This is a genomic window from Streptomyces sp. NPDC097129, from assembly GCF_055668065.1.
Genome location: NZ_JBVOQE010000007.1, coordinates 207,806 through 223,863, shown reverse-complemented (window position 1 = coordinate 223,863; position 16,058 = coordinate 207,806). Strand labels below are relative to the sequence as shown.

29 protein-coding genes are annotated in these 16,058 nt (G+C 66.2%); all 29 read right to left on the bottom strand.

The features are described 5' to 3' along the window. Positions 1–30: 30 nt before the first annotated feature. The 29 genes from rplQ to rplC all read right to left on the bottom strand — a co-directional run bounded on the left by rplQ (position 31) and on the right by rplC (position 16,049). Complete coding sequence (rplQ, locus tag AC0B9F_RS21715) at positions 31–537, bottom strand: 50S ribosomal protein L17 (protein ID WP_472004988.1); 507 nt, start codon at positions 535–537, stop codon at positions 31–33. A 167-nt stretch (positions 538–704) separates the two neighbouring features. Beyond that, positions 705–1,727 carry a DNA-directed RNA polymerase subunit alpha gene (locus AC0B9F_RS21710; RefSeq protein ID WP_024755423.1) on the bottom strand — a complete coding sequence of 341 codons (1,023 nt, stop codon included), beginning with the start codon at positions 1,725–1,727 and terminating at the stop codon, positions 705–707. A gap of 144 nt (positions 1,728–1,871) precedes the next feature. Further along, positions 1,872–2,276: a 30S ribosomal protein S11 gene (rpsK, locus tag AC0B9F_RS21705; protein ID WP_003956432.1), complete on the bottom strand. Its 405-nt coding sequence runs from the start codon at positions 2,274–2,276 to the stop codon at positions 1,872–1,874. A gap of 65 nt (positions 2,277–2,341) precedes the next feature. Next, complete coding sequence (rpsM, locus tag AC0B9F_RS21700) at positions 2,342–2,722, bottom strand: 30S ribosomal protein S13 (RefSeq protein ID WP_009300593.1); 381 nt, start codon at positions 2,720–2,722, stop codon at positions 2,342–2,344. 200 nt (positions 2,723–2,922) lie between these two features. Further along, positions 2,923–3,036: a 50S ribosomal protein L36 gene (gene rpmJ / locus AC0B9F_RS21695; RefSeq protein WP_004984509.1), complete on the bottom strand. Its 114-nt coding sequence runs from the start codon at positions 3,034–3,036 to the stop codon at positions 2,923–2,925. Positions 3,037–3,109: 73 nt separating this feature from the next. After that, the gene (gene infA, locus AC0B9F_RS21690) at positions 3,110–3,331 is read right to left on the bottom strand and encodes a translation initiation factor IF-1 (RefSeq protein WP_003948620.1); all 222 of its coding nucleotides are present in this window, start codon (positions 3,329–3,331) and stop codon (positions 3,110–3,112) included. Between the two features lie 198 nt (positions 3,332–3,529). After that, positions 3,530–4,366 (bottom strand): type I methionyl aminopeptidase, encoded by an 837-nt coding sequence (gene map / locus AC0B9F_RS21685; RefSeq protein ID WP_472004985.1) that lies wholly within the window; start codon positions 4,364–4,366, stop codon positions 3,530–3,532. 100 nt (positions 4,367–4,466) lie between these two features. Beyond that, a complete protein-coding gene (locus AC0B9F_RS21680) occupies positions 4,467–5,129 on the bottom strand; it encodes an adenylate kinase (RefSeq protein WP_472004984.1) in 663 nt (220 codons plus the stop codon). Beyond that, complete coding sequence (secY, locus tag AC0B9F_RS21675; protein WP_472004982.1) at positions 5,129–6,442, bottom strand: preprotein translocase subunit SecY; 1,314 nt, start codon at positions 6,440–6,442, stop codon at positions 5,129–5,131. The genes AC0B9F_RS21680 and secY overlap by 1 nt, the downstream gene beginning before the upstream one ends. Before the next feature lie 172 nt (positions 6,443–6,614). Beyond that, positions 6,615–7,070, bottom strand: coding sequence for a 50S ribosomal protein L15 (gene rplO / locus AC0B9F_RS21670; RefSeq protein WP_472004980.1), 456 nt, complete (start codon positions 7,068–7,070; stop codon positions 6,615–6,617). A gap of 2 nt (positions 7,071–7,072) precedes the next feature. Then, entirely contained in the window at positions 7,073–7,255 is a 183-nt protein-coding gene (rpmD, locus tag AC0B9F_RS21665; protein ID WP_003974250.1) for a 50S ribosomal protein L30, read from the bottom strand. 2 nt (positions 7,256–7,257) lie between these two features. Next, a complete protein-coding gene (rpsE, locus tag AC0B9F_RS21660) occupies positions 7,258–7,863 on the bottom strand; it encodes a 30S ribosomal protein S5 (RefSeq protein ID WP_005313527.1) in 606 nt (201 codons plus the stop codon). A 37-nt stretch (positions 7,864–7,900) separates the two neighbouring features. Beyond that, positions 7,901–8,284: a 50S ribosomal protein L18 gene (gene rplR, locus AC0B9F_RS21655; protein WP_472004978.1), complete on the bottom strand. Its 384-nt coding sequence runs from the start codon at positions 8,282–8,284 to the stop codon at positions 7,901–7,903. A gap of 3 nt (positions 8,285–8,287) precedes the next feature. Further along, positions 8,288–8,827: a 50S ribosomal protein L6 gene (gene rplF / locus AC0B9F_RS21650; protein ID WP_363265738.1), complete on the bottom strand. Its 540-nt coding sequence runs from the start codon at positions 8,825–8,827 to the stop codon at positions 8,288–8,290. Positions 8,828–8,851: 24 nt separating this feature from the next. Continuing rightward, positions 8,852–9,250 carry a 30S ribosomal protein S8 gene (rpsH, locus tag AC0B9F_RS21645; protein WP_361630554.1) on the bottom strand — a complete coding sequence of 133 codons (399 nt, stop codon included), beginning with the start codon at positions 9,248–9,250 and terminating at the stop codon, positions 8,852–8,854. 211 nt (positions 9,251–9,461) lie between these two features. Then, complete coding sequence (locus AC0B9F_RS21640; RefSeq protein WP_003948630.1) at positions 9,462–9,647, bottom strand: type Z 30S ribosomal protein S14; 186 nt, start codon at positions 9,645–9,647, stop codon at positions 9,462–9,464. Between the two features lie 5 nt (positions 9,648–9,652). Further along, complete coding sequence (rplE, locus tag AC0B9F_RS21635; protein ID WP_053661885.1) at positions 9,653–10,210, bottom strand: 50S ribosomal protein L5; 558 nt, start codon at positions 10,208–10,210, stop codon at positions 9,653–9,655. Then, positions 10,210–10,533, bottom strand: a complete 324-nt coding sequence (rplX, locus tag AC0B9F_RS21630; RefSeq protein WP_472004976.1) for a 50S ribosomal protein L24 — start codon at positions 10,531–10,533, stop codon at positions 10,210–10,212. The genes rplE and rplX overlap by 1 nt, the downstream gene beginning before the upstream one ends. Before the next feature lie 2 nt (positions 10,534–10,535). Further along, the gene (gene rplN, locus AC0B9F_RS21625) at positions 10,536–10,904 is read right to left on the bottom strand and encodes a 50S ribosomal protein L14 (protein WP_003998823.1); all 369 of its coding nucleotides are present in this window, start codon (positions 10,902–10,904) and stop codon (positions 10,536–10,538) included. 100 nt (positions 10,905–11,004) lie between these two features. Further along, positions 11,005–11,289 carry a 30S ribosomal protein S17 gene (rpsQ, locus tag AC0B9F_RS21620; RefSeq protein ID WP_039656223.1) on the bottom strand — a complete coding sequence of 95 codons (285 nt, stop codon included), beginning with the start codon at positions 11,287–11,289 and terminating at the stop codon, positions 11,005–11,007. Beyond that, positions 11,286–11,510, bottom strand: coding sequence for a 50S ribosomal protein L29 (rpmC, locus tag AC0B9F_RS21615; protein ID WP_007494763.1), 225 nt, complete (start codon positions 11,508–11,510; stop codon positions 11,286–11,288). Before rpmC ends, rpsQ begins: the two co-directional genes overlap by 4 nt. Then, on the bottom strand, positions 11,510–11,929 hold the full coding sequence (gene rplP, locus AC0B9F_RS21610) for a 50S ribosomal protein L16 (RefSeq protein ID WP_030174541.1): 420 nt from the start codon (positions 11,927–11,929) through the stop codon (positions 11,510–11,512). The genes rpmC and rplP overlap by 1 nt, the downstream gene beginning before the upstream one ends. Before the next feature lie 5 nt (positions 11,930–11,934). Further along, positions 11,935–12,762, bottom strand: a complete 828-nt coding sequence (gene rpsC, locus AC0B9F_RS21605) for a 30S ribosomal protein S3 (RefSeq protein ID WP_116148545.1) — start codon at positions 12,760–12,762, stop codon at positions 11,935–11,937. After that, a complete protein-coding gene (gene rplV, locus AC0B9F_RS21600; protein ID WP_019329637.1) occupies positions 12,762–13,109 on the bottom strand; it encodes a 50S ribosomal protein L22 in 348 nt (115 codons plus the stop codon). Before rplV ends, rpsC begins: the two co-directional genes overlap by 1 nt. 43 nt (positions 13,110–13,152) lie before the next feature. Next, on the bottom strand, positions 13,153–13,434 hold the full coding sequence (rpsS, locus tag AC0B9F_RS21595) for a 30S ribosomal protein S19 (protein ID WP_073753479.1): 282 nt from the start codon (positions 13,432–13,434) through the stop codon (positions 13,153–13,155). A gap of 12 nt (positions 13,435–13,446) precedes the next feature. Continuing rightward, a complete protein-coding gene (rplB, locus tag AC0B9F_RS21590) occupies positions 13,447–14,283 on the bottom strand; it encodes a 50S ribosomal protein L2 (protein WP_472004974.1) in 837 nt (278 codons plus the stop codon). 38 nt (positions 14,284–14,321) lie between these two features. Beyond that, positions 14,322–14,741 (bottom strand): 50S ribosomal protein L23, encoded by a 420-nt coding sequence (gene rplW, locus AC0B9F_RS21585; protein ID WP_472004972.1) that lies wholly within the window; start codon positions 14,739–14,741, stop codon positions 14,322–14,324. Continuing rightward, positions 14,741–15,397 carry a 50S ribosomal protein L4 gene (gene rplD, locus AC0B9F_RS21580; RefSeq protein WP_472004970.1) on the bottom strand — a complete coding sequence of 219 codons (657 nt, stop codon included), beginning with the start codon at positions 15,395–15,397 and terminating at the stop codon, positions 14,741–14,743. The genes rplW and rplD overlap by 1 nt, the downstream gene beginning before the upstream one ends. 7 nt (positions 15,398–15,404) lie before the next feature. Beyond that, positions 15,405–16,049 carry a 50S ribosomal protein L3 gene (gene rplC, locus AC0B9F_RS21575; protein ID WP_014674369.1) on the bottom strand — a complete coding sequence of 215 codons (645 nt, stop codon included), beginning with the start codon at positions 16,047–16,049 and terminating at the stop codon, positions 15,405–15,407. Positions 16,050–16,058 lie beyond the last annotated feature (9 nt).

Below are 16,058 nucleotides of genomic sequence, written 5' to 3'. Positions count from 1 at the left end.
GGGCCCGCTCTTCAGACGTCAGGCAGAGCCTCAGGCGTCCTTGCCGCTTTCCTCAGCCGCGTCCGCGGCGGGCTCGGCGGCGTCCTCGGCCTTGGTCTCCTCGACCTTGGCCTCGTCGGCCTCCTTGACCGCACGCTTGGTGGCGGCCTCGGCCTCACCCACGGCGTTCTGCTGCACCGTCAGCGCCTCGACCAGCTCGATGACAGCCATGGGCGCGTTGTCGCCACGGCGGTTACCGATCTTGGTGATGCGGGTGTAGCCACCCGGACGGTTCTCGTAGCGCGGGCCGATCTCGGTGAAGAGCGTGTGGACGATGCTCTTGTCCGTGATCACCTGGAGCACCTGACGGCGGTTGTGAAGGTCGCCCTTCTTCGCCTTGGTGACCAGACGCTCGGCGTACGGACGCAGCTTGCGCGCCTTCGCCTCGGTGGTGGTGATGCGGCCGTGCTCGAAGAGGCTCTTCGCGAGGTTCGCGAGGAGCAGCTTCTCGTGCGCGGCGCTGCCGCCCAGACGGGCACCCTTGGTGGGCTTCGGCATGATCAATCTCCTGTGTGTCTGCCCCGGCCGTATCAGGTACCGAGGTCAGTATCCGAGCAGACGGTTGTCTGTCGGAGATCCGGGGTTCTTCTCAACTCCGGAAGGGTCCGCGCCCCGTGAGGGGCGCGGGGAACTGCGCGACCAGCCACAACGGACCGGCAGCCGAATCAGTACTGCTCGGTCTCCACGAAACCGGCGTCAGCGTCGTCATCGGCACCGAACGCGTCGGCCGCGGCGGTCGGGTCGAATCCGGGCGGGCTGTCCTTGAGGGCCAGGCCCATGCCGGCCAGCTTCGCCTTGACCTCGTCGATGGACTTCGCACCGAAGTTGCGGATGTCCAGCAGGTCGGCCTCGGAACGCGCCACGAGCTCACCCACGGAGTGGATGCCCTCACGCTTGAGGCAGTTGTACGACCGAACGGTGAGCTCGAGCTCCTCGATCGGCAGCGCCAGATCGGCGGCGAGCGCGGCGTCCGTCGGGGACGGACCCATGTCGATGCCCTCGGCGTCGATGTTCAGCTCACGGGCGAGACCGAACAGCTCGACCAGCGTCTTACCGGCGGAGGCCATGGCGTCACGCGGACGCATCGCCTGCTTGGTCTCGACGTCGACGATCAGCTTGTCGAAGTCGGTGCGCTGCTCGACACGCGTGGCCTCGACCTTGTACGTGACCTTCAGCACCGGCGAGTAGATGGAGTCGACCGGGATACGGCCGATCTCCTGGCCCGCCTGCTTGTTCTGCACGGCGGAGACGTAGCCGCGACCGCGCTCGACGGTCAGCTCCATCTCCAGCTTGCCCTTGCCGTTGAGCGTGGCGAGGACGAGGTCGGGGTTGTGCACCTCGACACCGGCCGGGGGCGCGATGTCGGCGGCGGTGACCAGACCCGGGCCCTGCTTGCGCAGGTACATCACGACCGGCTCGTCGTGCTCCGAGGAGACGACCAGCTGCTTGATGTTGAGGATCAGGTCGGTGACGTCCTCCTTGACGCCCGGCACGGTGGTGAACTCGTGCAGGACGCCGTCGATACGGATGCTGGTGACAGCAGCGCCGGGGATCGACGACAGGAGGGTGCGGCGGAGCGAGTTGCCGAGGGTGTAGCCGAAGCCCGGCTCCAGCGGCTCGATCACGAACCGGGAGCGGAACTCGTCGACGACCTCTTCGGTCAACGAGGGACGCTGAGCGATCAGCATGTGTGGATCAGATCCTTCTTTCGTGGACGCCCGCTATTTGACGCCCGACGGAAACCGCGCCCGGTGAAAAGCGCGGGTACTGCAAGGGTACGGGCGGCACGACCCGAAGGAGCCGTACCGCCCGGAAAGCCCTGTGAAGCGAGGTCAGACGCGACGGCGCTTCGGCGGACGGCAGCCGTTGTGCGGGGTCGGGGTGACGTCCTGGATGGAGCCGACCTCGAGGCCCGTGGCCTGCAGGGAGCGGATCGCGGTCTCACGACCGGAACCCGGGCCCTTCACGAACACGTCGACCTTGCGCATGCCGTGCTCCTGAGCGCGGCGGGCAGCCGACTCGGCGGCCATCTGCGCGGCGAACGGCGTGGACTTCCGGGAGCCCTTGAAGCCGACGTGGCCGGCGGAGGCCCAGGAGATCACGTTGCCCGACGGGTCCGTGATGGAGACGATCGTGTTGTTGAACGTGCTCTTGATGTGCGCGTGGCCGTGAGCGACGTTCTTCTTTTCCTTGCGGCGCACCTTCTTGGCAGCGCCCTGACGACCCTTGGGGGGCATCTACAAACTCCTACGGGAGGTGGTCGGTCCTACAGCGAAGACCGTGGACAGAGGTCCGCTGCGGACTACTTCTTGCCCGGCTTCTTCTTGCCGGCGATGGCGCGACGCGGGCCCTTGCGGGTACGAGCGTTGGTGCTGGTGCGCTGACCGCGGACGGGCAGACCGCGACGGTGACGCAGACCCTGGTAGCAGCCGATCTCGACCTTGCGGCGGATGTCGGCCTGGATCTCGCGACGGAGGTCACCCTCGGTCTTGATGTTGTTGTCGACGTACTCGCGGATCGCGACGAGCTGCTCCTCGGAGAGGTCGCGGACGCGGGTGTTCGGGTCGACGCCGGTCGCAGCCAGCGTCTCCTTCGAAAGGGTCCGGCCGATGCCGAACACGTAGGTGAGGGCGACCTCCACGCGCTTTTCGCGCGGGATGTCAACACCGGAAACGCGTGCCATTCAATGGCTCCTGGTGATCTTCGGAGGTCTTCCGCAGGACCGGTTCCCAGCCGCCGTATCAGGTACGAACTGGGTCCCCGGCCTCCGAGCCGGGGGTGTCAGGCGAACGCTTGAGTTGCCTGGGTCCTGCGTATGAACAATTCTGCTCGCGTCGCGCGAAAACTCTGCGAAGAGGTGCAGAGGGTGCGATCCGTCTGCGATCAGCCCTGGCGCTGCTTGTGGCGCGGGTTCTCGCAGATGATCATGACCCGGCCGTGACGGCGGATCACCCTGCACTTGTCGCAGATCTTCTTGACGCTCGGCTTGACCTTCATGGGATGTGAGGTTCTCCGGGTCAGTTGCCGGCGGCCCCGTGCGCCGAGAGGGCACACAAGGCGTGGGCAAGATCTACTTGTACCGGTAGACGATCCGGCCACGCGTCAGGTCGTACGGAGACAGCTCCACCACGACCCGGTCGTCAGGGAGGATGCGGATGTAGTGCATACGCATCTTGCCGCTGATGTGTGCCAGGACCTGGTGGCCGTTCTGGAGCTCGACCTTGAACATGGCGTTCGGAAGAGACTCGACGACAGTGCCCTCGATCTCGATGGCACCTTGCTTCTTGGCCACGCTTCGCCCTTCGAATCGGCTACCTTGATCGACTTCGGCGGGCACCGTTTGTGAGCATGCGGACATGCGGGTGCACCGGAGCCGACGAGTCAGTCTACGTCAGCACCCCCGAAAAGGCGAAACGAGGAAGTCTGCCCTACGAGGGAGATCGTCATGCAAGAGGTGGGGCAAAACCCGGGCCGACAGCCCGGCCGGCCCTCAGCCCAGCGGATCCGGCGCCGCCGTCACGCCGTACTCCGCCAGCTTCGCCCTGCCACCGTCCGGGGACGTCAGGACCAAGGGGCCCTCTTCCGTCAGGGCGACGGAGTGCTCCCAGTGGGAGGACCAGGTGCCGTCGGTCGTGATGACCGTCCAGTCGTCGGAGAGGACCTCGGTCTTCGGTGTGCCGAGGGACACCATCGGCTCGATCGCCAGGCAGAACCCGGGGACCAGCTTGGGGCCCTTGCCGCGGCGCTTCTCGACGTAGTTCAGCAGATGCGGGTCCATGTGCATCTCGGTGCCGATGCCGTGGCCGCCGTAGTCCTCGATGATCCCGTAGCGGCCGCCGCCGGGCTTGGGCTGGCGGCGGATGTACGTCTCGATCGCGCGGGAGATGTCGACGAGCCGGTTGCCGAGCTTCATCGCGGCGATGCCGGCCCACATCGACTCCTCGGTCACCCGGGACAGCTCGACCAGCTCCGGGGAGTGACCGGAGCCGACGAACGCCGTGTAGGCGGCGTCACCGTGCCAGCCGTCGATGATCGCGCCGCAGTCGATGGAGATGATGTCGCCGTCCTTCAGCACGACATCGTCCGAAGGGATGCCGTGGACGACGACCTCGTTGACGGAGGTGCAGATCGTCGCCGGGAAGCCGCCGTACCCGAGGAAGTTCGGCTTGGCCCCGTGCTCGGCGAGCACCTTGCGCGCGACGTCGTCCAGGTCCTTGGTCGTGGCGCCCGGCACCGCCGCCTCGCGGGTGGCCTGATGAATGGCAGCGACGACCAGACCCGCCGCACGCATCTTCGCGATCTGCTCGGGCGTCTTGATCTGCACCATGGGGGGCCTGCGCTCTCCGTCACTCACGTCAATCGGTTACCAACACAACAGTACGGCCGTGACGCCCCTCAGGGCGCCACGGCCGACAGCGGACCGACGACTACTGGCCGTCGTCCTCACGCTTCAGCGCACCGAGCGCCCGCTGCGTGACCTCGTCCACCGGACCCATGGCCGAGATCGTCACGACCAGGCCCTGGGACTTGTAGTAGTCGATGATCGGCTCGGTCTGCGTGTGGTAGACCTCCAGCCGGGTGCGCACCGTCTCCTCGGTGTCGTCGTCCCGCTGGTACAGCTCGCCGCCGCAGACGTCACAGACGCCTTCCTTGGCCGGCTTCTTGTACGACACGTGGAAGACGTGCGCCGAGTCGTTGCGGCAGATGCGACGGCCGGCGATGCGCTTCACGACCTCGTCCTCGGGGGCTTCGAGGTCGAGTACCGCGTCCAGCTTGATGTTCTCGGTGTTCAGCAGTTCGTCCAGCGCCTCGGCCTGCGAGACATTGCGCGGGAAGCCGTCCAGCAGGAAGCCGTTCTCGGCGTCCGGCTGCTCCATGCGGTCCTTCGCCATCGCGATGGTGACCTCGTCGGGGACGAGGTTGCCGGCGTCCATGTAGGACTTCGCGAGCTTCCCGAGCTCCGTCTGCTGGCTGATGTTGGCGCGGAAGAGGTCGCCCGTGGAGATGTGCGGGACGCGCAGGCGCTCGGCAAGGCGCGTGGCCTGCGTACCCTTTCCGGCACCCGGCGGCCCGACGAGGACGATTCGCATCAGCGGAGGAACCCTTCGTAATTGCGCTGCTGGAGCTGGCTCTCGATCTGCTTCACCGTCTCGAGACCGACACCCACGATGATCAGGATGCTGGTCCCGCCGAACGGGAAGTTCTGGCTTGCCCCGAAGCCCACCAACGCCATCGTCGGCACGAGAGCGATCAGACCCAAGTACAGCGAACCCGGCCAGGTGATCCGGTTGAGCACGTAGGAGAGGTACTCAGCGGTCGGTCGGCCAGCCCGGATGCCCGGGATGAAGCCACCATACTTCTTCATGTTGTCGGCGACTTCTTCGGGGTTGAAGGAGATCGCCACGTAGAAGAACGCGAAGAACACGATGAGCAAGAAGTACAAAGTGATGTAAACCGGGTGGTCGCCCTTCACCAGGTTCTGCTGAACCCAGGTCTTCCACCCCGAGTTGCCCCCGGCGAACTGCGCGACCAGCGCCGGAATGTACAGCAGCGACGAGGCGAAGATGACGGGAATCACACCCGCCTGGTTCACCTTCAGCGGGATGTAGGTCGACGTACCGCCGTAGGAACGGCGGCCGATCATCCGCTTCGCGTACTGGACGGGGATACGGCGCTGGGCCTGCTCCACGAAGACCACGAGCCCGACCATGATCAGGCCGACCAGGATCACCGTGCCGAACTCGATCCAGCCGCCGGCCAGGTTGCCGGACTTCTTGATCGACCACAGGGCGGACGGGAAGGTCGCGGCGATCGAGATGAACATCAGGATCGACATGCCGTTGCCGATACCGCGGTCGGTGATCAGCTCACCCAGCCACATGACGACGGCCGTGCCGGCGGTCATGCAGATGACCATGGTGATGGTGGAGAAGATGGCCCGGTCGGGAACGATCTGCGACGCGACGGTGCAGCCGTTGAACAGGGCGCCGCTGCGGGCGGTGGCCACCAGACCGGTGCCCTGGAGGATGGCCAGGGCGATGGTCAGATAGCGGGTGTACTGCGTGATCTTGGCGGTACCGGCCTGGCCCTCCTTCTTCAGGGCCTCCAGGCGCGGGATCACCACGGTCAGCAGCTGCAGGATGATGCTCGCCGTGATGTACGGCATGATGCCCAGCGCGAACACCGTGATCTGCAGCAGCGCACCGCCGCTGAACATGTTGACCAGACCGAAGAGGCCCTGGTTGCCGGACGCCTCGTCCACGCACTGCTGGACGGACTTGTAGTCCACGCCGGGAATCGGGATGTGGGTACCGACCCGGTAGACCACGATGATGCCGAGCGTGAAGAGCAGCTTCTTGCGCAGGTCGGGCGTCTTGAACGCCCGGGCGAACGCGGTGAGCACGGTGCCTCCTGCGACCCCCGCGCAACTGCGTCGAAGGGCGGTCTTGAGGTTCGACGAATACGAAAAAGAACAGTGCACGCTACCTTACCGGCGACACTGCTTCCCTAGGAACGACCAACCGGGGATACCCCAATTGTGGAGTATCCCCGGTTGACGTGTTACGTCATCAGGCTCAGATGAGCTCGGTGACCGTACCGCCCGCGGCGGTGATCTTCTCCTTGGCGGAACCGGAGACGGCGTCGACCGTCACCTGCAGCGCCACGGAGACCTCGCCCTGGCCGAGGACCTTGACGAGGCTGTTCTTGCGAACGGCACCCTTGGCGACGAGACCCTCGACGGTGACCTCGCCACCCTCCGGGTACAGCGCGGCCAGCTTGTCGAGGTTCACGACCTGGTACTCGGTCTTGAACGGGTTCTTGAAGCCCTTCAGCTTCGGGAGGCGCATGTGGAGGGGCATCTGCCCACCCTCGAAGCGCTCCGGAACCTGGTAACGGGCCTTGGTGCCCTTGGTACCACGACCGGCCGTCTTACCCTTCGACGCCTCACCACGACCGACACGGGTCTTCGCGGTCTTGGCACCCGGGGCAGGACGGAGGTTGTGGATCTTGAGCGGGTTGTTCTCCGCCATGATCAGTCGACCTCCTCGACCGTCACGAGGTGGCGGACGGTGTGCACCATGCCGCGGAACTCGGGGCGGTCCTCCTTGACGACCTGCGTGTTGATGCCCTTGAGACCAAGGGAGCGCAGGGTGTCACGGTGGTTCTGCTTGCTGCCGATGTAGGACTTGACCTGCGTGATCTTGAGCTGCGCCATGATTACGCACCCGCCCCGGCACGTGCACGCAGCAGAGCCGCGGGGGCGACGTCCTCGAGCGGCAGACCACGGCGGGCCGCGATCTCCTCGGGACGCTGCAGACCCTTCAGGGCCGCCACGGTCGCGTGCACGATGTTGATGGCGTTGTCGGAGCCCAGGGACTTCGACAGGATGTCGTGAACGCCGGCGCACTCGAGCACGGCACGCACGGGACCACCGGCGATAACACCGGTACCCGGCGAAGCCGGCTTGAGCAGCACGACGCCGGCAGCCTTCTCACCCTGGATCGGGTGGGGGATGGTGCCCTGGATACGGGGGACCTTGAAGAAGTGCTTCTTGGCCTCCTCAACACCCTTGGCGATGGCGGCCGGCACCTCCTTGGCCTTGCCGTAACCGACACCTACGGTGCCGTCACCGTCGCCCACCACGACCAGCGCGGTGAAGCTGAAGCGACGACCACCCTTCACAACCTTGGCGACACGGTTGATCGCGACGACGCGCTCGACGTACGCGGTCTTCTCGGCGGCAGCAGCGCCGCCGTCACGGCCCTTCCGGTCCCGCCGCTCGCCGCCACCGGCACCGCTCCCGCGGCGCTGGGGTCCAGCCATTGGATTACCTCTCTCTTTTTCCGCTAGCTACGGCGGCTCAGAACTTGAGCCCGGCCTCGCGGGCGGCGTCCGCCAGGGCGGCGATGCGCCCGGCGTACTGGTTGCCACCACGGTCGAACACGACGGCCTCGACACCGGCGGCCTTGGCACGCTCGGCGACCAGGGCGCCGACCTGCTTGGCCTGGGCGGACTTGTCGCCCTCGCCACCGCGGATCGAGCTGTCCAGGGTGGACGCCGACGCCAGGGTGTGGCCCTTCAGGTCGTCGATCACCTGCGCCACGATGTGACGGTTGGAGCGGGTCACGACCAGGCGGGGACGCTCCGCGGTACCGGAGACATTCTTGCGGATCCGAAGGTGACGACGCTTGATAGCAGCACGCTTGTAAGCGTCGCCCTTGAGGATCTTCTGCCCGTATGCCATGGCTTACTTACCCGCCTTTCCGACCTTGCGGCGGATGACTTCGCCCTCGTACTTGACGCCCTTGGCCTTGTACGGGTCAGGCTTGCGCAGCTTGCGGATGTTGGCCGCAACCTCGCCGACCTTCTGCTTGTCGATGCCCTCGACCGAGAAACGGGTCGGGGTCTCCACCTTGAAGGAGATGCCCTCGGGGGCCTCGACGGTGATCGGGTGGCTGTAGCCCAGCGCGAACTCGAGGTTCGAGCCCTTGGCCGTCACTCGGTAACCGACACCGCTGATCTCGAGCTTCTTGACGTATCCCTGGGTCACACCGGTGATCATGTTCGCCACCAGCGTGCGGGACAGGCCGTGCAGGGCCTTGCTCTGCCGCTCGTCGTTCGGGCGGAGCACCTGGAGGGTGCCGTCCTCGCCCTTAGCGATGTCGATCGGCGCGACGATGGTGTGGGTCAGCTCGCCCTTGGGGCCCTTGACCTTGACCGTACGGCCGTCGATGGTGACGTCCACGCCGGCGGGAACCGGGATGGGAAGCTTGCCGATACGCGACATAGCTGTTTCCTCCGTTCCCTTCCGTTACCAGACGTAGGCGAGGACTTCCCCACCCACGCCCTTCTTCTGCGCCTGCTTGTCGGTGAGCAGACCGTGAGACGTGGAGATGATCGCCACGCCGAGGCCGCCGAGCACCTTGGGCAGGTTGGTGGACTTCGCGTAGACCCGGAGACCGGGCTTCGAGATCCGCTTGATGCCCGCGATGGAGCGCTCACGGTTCGGACCGAACTTCAGGTCGAGCACGAGGTTCTTGCCGACCTCGGCGTCCTCGACCTTCCAGCCGGTGATGAAGCCCTCCTGCTGGAGGATCTCCGCGATGTGAGACTTGATCTTGGAGTGCGGCATCGACACGGAGTCGTGGTAAGCCGCGTTCGCGTTCCGCAGACGCGTCAGCATGTCTGCGATCGGATCAGTCATGGTCATGAATTGGCCTGTGGCCTTTCTCGCCGGGGTTTCCTATATGCGCCATCCCTCTCCCCATACATGGACGGGACGGGTGCGGTGCGGGGACCTACGGCGTAGTAAGTCGATCCAGGGCGGCAGAGCCCAACCCCACAAGCCTACGGCATGCGGGACGTCGGGCTCTGCCGACCCAGTTGCTTACCGAGAGGTCCAGGTATCCCTAACTACGGGATTACCAGGAGCTCTTGGTCACGCCCGGCAGCTCGCCACGGTGAGCCATCTCACGAAGGCACACGCGGCAGAGGCCGAACTTGCGGTACACGGAGTGCGGACGGCCGCAGCGCTGGCAGCGGGTGTAGCCACGCACACCGAACTTGGGCTTGCGAGCAGCCTTAGCGATCAGAGCCTTCTTCGCCATCTCGCTCACGCCTCCTTGAAGGGGAAGCCGAGGTGACGAAGGAGCGCACGGCCCTCAGCGTCGTTGGTCGCCGTGGTGACCACGGTGATGTCCATACCCCGGACACGGTCGATCTTGTCCTGGTCGATCTCGTGGAACATGACCTGCTCCGTGAGACCGAAGGTGTAGTTGCCACGGCCGTCGAACTGCTTGGGGGACAGGCCGCGGAAGTCGCGGATGCGCGGCAGCGCGAGCGACAGGGTGCGGTCCAGGAACTCCCACATGCGGTCGCCACGGAGCGTGACGTGGGCACCGATCGGCTGACCCTCACGCAGCTTGAACTGCGCGATGGACTTGCGGGCCTTGGTGACGGCCGGCTTCTGACCGGTGATCGTGGTGAGGTCGCGGATGGCGCCCTCGATCAGCTTGGAGTCGCGGGCGGCGTCGCCCACACCCATGTTGACCACGATCTTGACGAGGCCGGGGACCTGCATGACGTTCTCGTACTTGAACTCGTCACGCAGCTTGCCCGCGATCTCCTCGCGGTACTTCGTCTTCAGACGCGGAGTCGTGGTGGTAGCCATCAGATGTCCTCACCCGTCCGCTTGGCAACGCGGATCTTGTTGCCCTCGTCGTCGAAGCGGTAGCCGACACGCGTGACGACCTTGTTCCCGTCCTTCTCCACGACCAGCTGGACGTTGGAGACGTGGATCGGGGCCTCGGTCGTGACGATGCCACCGGCCTGCGAACCGCCGGCGGTGGGGCCGGCCTTCGTGTGCTTCTTGACCCGGTTGACACCCTCGACCAGGACGCGCTCCTCGCGCGGGTAAGCGGCAATGACCTTGCCCTGCTTGCCCTTGTCCTTGCCGGTGATGACCTGGACCAGGTCGCCCTTCTTGATCTTCATGCTCACAGCACCTCCGGCGCGAGGGAGATGATCTTCATGAACTTCTTCTCGCGCAGCTCACGGCCGACCGGGCCGAAGATACGGGTGCCGCGAGGGTCGCCGTCGTTCTTCAGAATGACGGCGGCGTTCTCGTCGAAGCGGATGTACGAGCCGTCCGGACGGCGGCGCTCCTTGACGGTGCGAACGATGACCGCCTTGACGACGTCACCCTTCTTCACGTTGCCACCGGGGATCGCGTCCTTCACGGTGGCGACGATGACGTCACCGATGCCCGCGTAGCGGCGACCGGAGCCACCGAGCACACGGATGCAAAGGATCTCCTTCGCACCAGTGTTGTCGGCGACACGCAGTCGCGACTCCTGCTGGATCACGTCTATCTCCTGGATGTCTGCCGGTTCCCGGCAGGGGTTCCTTCACGAAACCCCTGCCGAGCCTGGCGGAACGATGCGTAGGGGGTCCCCCTACGAGGGATTACTTGGCCTTCTCGAGGATCTCGACGACGCGCCAGCGCTTCGTGGCGGACAGCGGCCGGGTCTCCATGAGGAGGACGCGGTCGCCGACACCCGCGGCGTTCTGCTCGTCGTGCGCCTTGAGCTTGTTCGTACGGCGGATGACCTTGCCGTACAGCGCGTGCTTGACGCGGTCCTCGACGGCGACGACGACGGTCTTGTCCATCTTGTCGCTGACGACCAGACCCTCACGGGTCTTGCGGAAGCCGCGCGCTTCCTTGTTCTCAGTCACGTTGCTCTCGCTCATGCGTTCTCCACCGTTTCGATGCCCAGCTCACGCTCGCGCATCAGGGTGTAGATCCGCGCGATGTCCTTGCGGACCGCCTTCAGACGGCCGTGGTTCTCGAGCTGACCAGTCGCCGCCTGGAAGCGGAGGTTGAACAGCTCTTCCTTGGCCTCGCGGAGCTTCGCCAGAAGCTCCTCGTTGCCCAGCTCGCGCAGCTCGGACGCCTTGGTACCGGCCGACATCACGCTTCACCTGCCTCGCGCTTGACGATCCGGCACTTCATCGGCAGCTTGTGGGCCGCACGAAGGAGCGCCTCACGGGCGATCTTCTCGTTGGGGTACGACAGCTCGAACATCACACGTCCGGGCTTGACGTTCGCGATCCACCACTCCGGCGAACCCTTACCGGAACCCATGCGGGTCTCGGCAGGCTTCTTGGTGAGGGGACGGTCCGGGTAGATGTTGATCCAGACCTTGCCGCCACGCTTGATGTGGCGGGTCATCGCGATACGGGCCGCCTCGATCTGGCGGTTCGTCACGTAGGCCGGGGTCAGCGCCTGGATGCCGTATTCGCCGAACGCAACCTGCGTTCCACCCTTGGACATACCGTTGCGCTTCGGGTGGTGCTGCTTGCGGTGCTTGACCCTACGGGGGATCAGCATTTCGGTCAGGCCTCCGTTCCGGTGCTCTCAGCCGGAGCGGACGCGGGGGCCTCGGCCTTGGGGGCCTCGGCGCCGGCAGCCTGCTGCGGCTTGCGACCGCGCCCGCCACGCTCGCCACCGCGGCCACCACGGGCCGGGCGGTCGGCGCCGCCACGAGCCGGGCGGTTACCCGCACGGGCCGCAGCGTTCTCGGCGCGGACCTCGGCGATGTTCTTCACGTCGCCCTTGTAGATCCAGACCTTCACGCCGATGCGGCCGAAGGTCGTCTTGGCCTCGAAGAAGCCGTAGTCCACGTTCGCGCGGAGCGTGTGCAGGGGCACACGGCCCTCGCGGTAGAACTCCGAGCGGGACATCTCGGCGCCACCGAGGCGGCCACCGCACTGGATCTTGATGCCCTTGGCGCCGGCCTTCATCGCCGACTGCATGCTCTTACGCATGGCGCGGCGGAAGGAGACGCGGGAGGAGAGCTGCTCGGCGACGGCCTGGGCAACCAGCTGAGCGTCCGTCTCGGGGTTCTTGACCTCGAGGATGTTCAGCTGGACCTGCTTGCCCGTGAGCTTCTCGAGGTCACCGCGGATGCGGTCGGCCTCGGCGCCACGGCGGCCGATGACGATGCCCGGACGAGCGGTGTGGATGTCCACCCGCACGCGGTCACGGGTGCGCTCGATCTCCACCTTGGAGATGCCGGCGCGCTCCATGCCGGACGTCATCATCCGACGGATGGCGACGTCTTCCTTGACGTAGTCCTTGTACAGCTTGTCGGCGTACCAACGCGACTTGAAGTCGGTCGTGACACCGAGCCGGAACCCGTGCGGGTTTACCTTCTGGCCCATTACCGGGTTCCTTCCTTGCTGCTGACGACCACGGTGATGTGGCTGGTCCGCTTGCGGATCCGGTAGGCGCGGCCCTGGGCACGCGGCCGGAACCGCTTCAGGGTCGGGCCCTCGTCGACGTAGGCCTCGGAGATGTAGAGGCTGTCGGCGTCGGTGTGGTCGTAGTTGTGCGCGGCGTTGGCGATGGCGCTGTCGAGCACCTTGCCCACCGGCACCGAGGCGGCCTGCGGAGCGAATCGCAGGACCGCCTGGGCCTCCGTGGCGTCCATGCCACGGATGAGGTCCACCACGCGGCGGGCCTTCATGGGCGTGACGCGGATGTACCGCGCCTGGGCCCTGGCTTCCATGGTTGTCCCTTCAGTTACTTACGTGTCTGAATGCGATCCGCTACTAGCGGCGCTTCGACTTCCGGTCTTCCTTGACGTGACCCCGGAAGGTGCGCGTCGGCGAGAACTCGCCGAGCTTGTGGCCGACCATCGACTCGGTGACGAACACCGGGATGTGGGTCTTGCCGTTGTGCACCGCGATCGTGTGGCCCAGCATCGCCGGGACGATCATGGAGCGACGGGACCAGGTCTTGATGACGTTCTTGGTGCCGGCTTCGTTCTGCGTGTCCACCTTCTTGATCAGGTGGTCGTCGACGAAGGGCCCCTTCTTGAGACTGCGCGGCATCTAAACCCGCTCCTAGCGCTTCTTGTTCGTCTTGCGGCGGCGGACGATGTACTTGTTCGAAGCCTTCTTCGGCGAACGAGTACGACCTTCCTTCTGACCCCAGGGGCTGACCGGGTGGCGACCACCGGAGGTCTTGCCCTCACCACCACCGTGGGGGTGGTCAACCGGGTTCATCGCCACACCGCGAACGGTCGGGCGGACGCCCAGCCAGCGCTTACGGCCGGCCTTGCCCCAGTTGATGTTGCTCTGCTCGGCGTTGCCGACCTCGCCGACCGTGGCGCGGCAGCGCTGGTCGACCAGGCGGATCTCACCGGACGGCATGCGGAGGTGGGCCATCGTGCCCTCCTTCGCGAGCAGCTGCACGGAGGCACCGGCGGAGCGGGCGAACTTGGCGCCGCCGCCCGGACGAAGCTCCACGGAGTGGATCGTCGTACCGACGGGGATGTTGCGCAGCGCCAGGTTGTTGCCGGGCTTGATGTCGGCACCGGGGCCGTTCTCGATCCGGTCGCCCTGGTTCAGCCCACGGGGGGCCAGGATGTAGCGCTTCTCGCCGTCCGCGTAGTGCAGAAGGGCGATGCGCGCCGTGCGGTTCGGGTCGTACTCGATGTGCGCGACCTTCGCCGGCACGCCGTCCTTGTCGTGACGACGGAAGTCGATCACTCGGTAGGCGCGCTTGTGGCCACCGCCCTGGTGGCGGACGGTCACACGACCGGCGTTGTTACGGCCGCCCTTGCTGTGCAGCGGGCGGACCAGCGACTTCTCCGGCGTGGACCGCGTGACCTCGACGAAGTCGGCGACGCTGGCGCCACGACGGCCCGGCGTAGTCGGCTTGTACTTGCGGATTCCCATTTCTCAGTCCTCGTCCGATATCGGACGATCCGACCCGCTTACGCGGTCGGACCGCCGAAGATGTCGATACGGTCGCCCTCGGCGAGGGTCACGATCGCCCGCTTGCTGCCGGCACGCTGACCGAAGCCGGTCTTGGTGCGCTTGCGCTTGCCCTGGCGGTTGATCGTGTTGACCCCGGTGACCTTGACCGAGAAGACCGCCTGGACGGCCTGCTTGATCTGGGTCTTGTTGGCGCCCGGGGCGACGATGAACGTGTACTTGTTCTCGTCGAGGAGCGCGTAGCTCTTCTCGGAGACGACCGGCTTGAGCAGCACGTCACGGGGGTCCGTGAAGGACTTGCTCAGCGGGGTCTCGACGGTGTTCTTGCCCTCGGTGGCGTGGCGACGCGCCTTGGCGACGCGCGCGGCCTTGGCGGCCTTGGCGGCCTTCGAGGCGATAGCGGGGTGACGGATAGCCATCAGGCCTCGCTCCCTTCGGTGTCAGCGGCCTTGGGGCCAGACACGAAGGACTCGAAAGCGGCCTGGGTGAAGACCACGTCGTCCGAGACGAGAACGTCGTACGTGTTCAGCTGGCCCGGCTCCAGGATGTGGACCTGGGGCAGGTTGCGGGCGGACAGCCACGCGGCCTCGTCGGCGCGGTCGACGACCAGGAGCAGGTTCTTGCGCTCCGAGATCTTGCCGAACAGCGACTTGGCGGCCTTCGTGGACGGGTTCGCGCCCTCGATCACGCCGGAGACGACGTGGATGCGGTTGTGGCGGGCCCGGTCGGTGAGGGCGTGGCGCAGGGCCGCGGCCTTCATCTTCTTCGGGGTCCGCTGCGAGTAGTCACGCGGCTGCGGGCCGTGGACGACGCCACCGCCGGCGAACTGCGGGGCGCGGGTCGAGCCCTGACGGGCGCGGCCGGTGCCCTTCTGGCGGTACGGCTTCTTGCCGCCACCGCGGACTTCACCGCGACGCTTGGTCTTGTGCGTGCCCTGACGGGCAGCGGCGTTCTGCGCGACGACGACCTGGTGAAGCAGCGGGATGCTGATCTTCTCCACGCCGAAGATCTCCGCGGGGAGCTCGACGCTACCGGTCTTCTCGCCGGCAGGCGAAAGGATGTCAACAGTGCTCATCGGTACCTCAGGCCCCCTTGGCCGCGGTGCGGACCAGGACGAGGCCGCCGTTCGGACCGGGAACCGCGCCCTTGATGAGCAGCAGACCCTTCTCCGCGTCAACGGCGTGGACGGTCAGGTTCTGGGTGGTGACCCGCTCGTTGCCCATGCGACCCGCCATGCGGAGGCCCTTGAACACGCGGCCCGGGGTGGCGCAGCCACCGATGGAACCGGGCGAGCGGTGCTTGCGCTGGGTGCCGTGTCCGGCGCCGAGGCCACGGAAGTTGTGGCGCTTCATGACACCGGCGAAGCCCTTGCCCTTGCTCTTGCCGGTCACGTCGACCTTCACGCCGGCCTCGAACACCTCAGCGGTGATCTCCTGGCCCAGCGTGTACTCGGAGGCGTCCGCGGTGCGGATCTCGACGAGGTGACGGCGAGGGGTGACGTCGGCCTTGGCGAAGTGGCCCTTGAGGGGCTTGTTCACCTTGCGCGGGTCGATCTCGCCGAAGGCGATCTGGACCGACTCGTAGCCGTCGACGTCGTTCGTACGGACCTGGGTGACGACGTTGGGGCCGGCCTTGACGACGGTGACCGGAACAACACGGTTGTTCTCGTCCCACACCTGCGTCATGCCGAGCTTCTCGCCCAGGATGCCCTTGATCTGCTTAGCCATTCTCAGCCC

Excerpts from the sequence above, each read along its gene's own strand:
- rplQ (WP_472004988.1), bottom strand. The coding sequence starts at position 537 with ATGCCGAAGCCCACCAAGGGTGCCCGTCTGGGCGGCAGCGCCGCGCAC.
- AC0B9F_RS21710 (WP_024755423.1), bottom strand. The coding sequence starts at position 1,727 with ATGCTGATCGCTCAGCGTCCCTCGTTGACCGAAGAGGTCGTCGACGAG.
- rpsK (WP_003956432.1), bottom strand. The coding sequence starts at position 2,276 with ATGCCCCCCAAGGGTCGTCAGGGCGCTGCCAAGAAGGTGCGCCGCAAG.
- rpsM (WP_009300593.1), bottom strand. The coding sequence starts at position 2,722 with ATGGCACGCGTTTCCGGTGTTGACATCCCGCGCGAAAAGCGCGTGGAG.
- rpmJ (WP_004984509.1), bottom strand. The coding sequence starts at position 3,036 with ATGAAGGTCAAGCCGAGCGTCAAGAAGATCTGCGACAAGTGCAGGGTG.
- map (WP_472004985.1), bottom strand. The coding sequence starts at position 4,366 with ATGGTGCAGATCAAGACGCCCGAGCAGATCGCGAAGATGCGTGCGGCG.
- AC0B9F_RS21680 (WP_472004984.1), bottom strand. The coding sequence starts at position 5,129 with ATGCGAATCGTCCTCGTCGGGCCGCCGGGTGCCGGAAAGGGTACGCAG.
- rplO (WP_472004980.1), bottom strand. The coding sequence starts at position 7,070 with ATGGCGGAGAACAACCCGCTCAAGATCCACAACCTCCGTCCTGCCCCG.
- rpmD (WP_003974250.1), bottom strand. The coding sequence starts at position 7,255 with ATGGCGCAGCTCAAGATCACGCAGGTCAAGTCCTACATCGGCAGCAAG.
- rpsE (WP_005313527.1), bottom strand. The coding sequence starts at position 7,863 with ATGGCTGGACCCCAGCGCCGCGGGAGCGGTGCCGGTGGCGGCGAGCGG.
- rplR (WP_472004978.1), bottom strand. The coding sequence starts at position 8,284 with ATGGCATACGGGCAGAAGATCCTCAAGGGCGACGCTTACAAGCGTGCT.
- rplF (WP_363265738.1), bottom strand. The coding sequence starts at position 8,827 with ATGTCGCGTATCGGCAAGCTTCCCATCCCGGTTCCCGCCGGCGTGGAC.
- rpsH (WP_361630554.1), bottom strand. The coding sequence starts at position 9,250 with ATGACCATGACTGATCCGATCGCAGACATGCTGACGCGTCTGCGGAAC.
- AC0B9F_RS21640 (WP_003948630.1), bottom strand. The coding sequence starts at position 9,647 with ATGGCGAAGAAGGCTCTGATCGCTAAGGCTGCTCGCAAGCCCAAGTTC.
- rplE (WP_053661885.1), bottom strand. The coding sequence starts at position 10,210 with ATGGCTACCACCACGACTCCGCGTCTGAAGACGAAGTACCGCGAGGAG.
- rplX (WP_472004976.1), bottom strand. The coding sequence starts at position 10,533 with ATGAAGATCAAGAAGGGCGACCTGGTCCAGGTCATCACCGGCAAGGAC.
- rpsQ (WP_039656223.1), bottom strand. The coding sequence starts at position 11,289 with ATGAGCGAGAGCAACGTGACTGAGAACAAGGAAGCGCGCGGCTTCCGC.
- rpmC (WP_007494763.1), bottom strand. The coding sequence starts at position 11,510 with ATGTCGGCCGGTACCAAGGCGTCCGAGCTGCGCGAGCTGGGCAACGAG.
- rplP (WP_030174541.1), bottom strand. The coding sequence starts at position 11,929 with ATGCTGATCCCCCGTAGGGTCAAGCACCGCAAGCAGCACCACCCGAAG.
- rpsC (WP_116148545.1), bottom strand. The coding sequence starts at position 12,762 with ATGGGCCAGAAGGTAAACCCGCACGGGTTCCGGCTCGGTGTCACGACC.
- rplV (WP_019329637.1), bottom strand. The coding sequence starts at position 13,109 with ATGGAAGCCAGGGCCCAGGCGCGGTACATCCGCGTCACGCCCATGAAG.
- rpsS (WP_073753479.1), bottom strand. The coding sequence starts at position 13,434 with ATGCCGCGCAGTCTCAAGAAGGGGCCCTTCGTCGACGACCACCTGATC.
- rplB (WP_472004974.1), bottom strand. The coding sequence starts at position 14,283 with ATGGGAATCCGCAAGTACAAGCCGACTACGCCGGGCCGTCGTGGCGCC.
- rplW (WP_472004972.1), bottom strand. The coding sequence starts at position 14,741 with ATGGCTATCCGTCACCCCGCTATCGCCTCGAAGGCCGCCAAGGCCGCC.
- rplD (WP_472004970.1), bottom strand. The coding sequence starts at position 15,397 with ATGAGCACTGTTGACATCCTTTCGCCTGCCGGCGAGAAGACCGGTAGC.
- rplC (WP_014674369.1), bottom strand. The coding sequence starts at position 16,049 with ATGGCTAAGCAGATCAAGGGCATCCTGGGCGAGAAGCTCGGCATGACG.